This window comes from Endozoicomonas atrinae, from assembly GCF_001647025.1.
Lineage (GTDB): Bacteria > Pseudomonadota > Gammaproteobacteria > Pseudomonadales > Endozoicomonadaceae > Endozoicomonas > Endozoicomonas atrinae.
In genome coordinates this window covers 1-1,030 of the sequence record NZ_LUKQ02000613.1, presented here as the reverse complement: position 1 = coordinate 1,030, position 1,030 = coordinate 1, and the positions used below count along the sequence as shown (strand labels likewise).

At 41.3% G+C, this 1,030-nt stretch carries 2 protein-coding genes; both read right to left on the bottom strand.

Annotated elements, in window-relative coordinates:
• On the bottom strand, positions 1-445 hold a 445-nt coding region (locus tag AK963_RS29545), incomplete at its 3' end, for an IS630 family transposase (RefSeq protein WP_066018788.1).
• Positions 445-945, bottom strand: coding sequence for a helix-turn-helix domain-containing protein (locus AK963_RS29540; protein ID WP_066018787.1), 501 nt, complete (start codon positions 943-945; stop codon positions 445-447). The genes AK963_RS29545 and AK963_RS29540, both read right to left, overlap by 1 nt.
• Positions 946-1,030: the final 85 nt, after the last annotated feature.

The following is a 1,030-nucleotide window of genomic DNA, read 5'->3' as shown; positions in this document are numbered from 1 at the left end:
TAAATACATAATTTGATAAATCATGCGCTCTCAACCACTCCCATATTTCCTCTGCGCTGTTTATTTCAGGGGAATAAGGCGGTAAAGGAATTAGAGTCAGGTTGTCAAATTGAGGAAGTTCTTTTGATCGATGATAACCGGCATTGTCAATGAGAACACCAGCGTGTCTTCCTTCAGGTGTGAGTTTGGATATTTCGTTTAAATGAAGAGCCATACCTTCCGCGTTTGCGTGTGGTAATGCCAGCGCAACACCGAGATCTCTTTCAGGACAAACGGCTGCAAACAAATAGGCCGATATAAATTGCTGCTGTCGAATTAAGCCAGGCCGACTTCCTTTTTCAGCCCAGACTCTGCTAATAGTATTTTGTTGCCCAAAACGACCTTCATCCTGAAACCAGATATCAACTTCCTTTAATTCAACATCTACCGGAACTGCCTGCCGCACTATGTCTTTGAAGTTTTTTTAAAGGTTTCCTGAGCCTCTAAATCCTGTTTCGGATGACAAGTTCGGCCTGATATCCATGAAAGGCCAACTTTATGCATGATTTTATACATCGTTGAATTGGCACACTCAATATCGAAATCATTTTTCATCATCGCTTTAACATCACGGCCAGTGATTCTGCCACCGTCTTTCTGGTCTTGAAGATTAAGAACCGCTTTCTTAAATTCTACTTCATCCTCTTCATTCATTTTATTTTTACGGCCACGGCCTCCCTTATCTTTCAGAGCGTCAATACCTCCCTCTTTATAGCTCCTGAGCCAGTTAAAAACTGATTGAGTGTGGACATCCAGTAGCGTAGCAACCTGACATTCGGAGAAACCTTTCTGAAGAAAGGAAAGTCCAAGTAATCTTATGCATTCTCTATTGTCAGACGCATGACGGGCTGCGGTTGAAAATTTTGCATCGTGAAAGTTTTCAGGAAAATCGGGAGTTTTAGGCATGACATTAACGGGATGAACAACAGGCTATTTAAAGTATAAAGGCAATCGCAGAATTCGTGACATATTTTGAAAATGAAATTGGTAT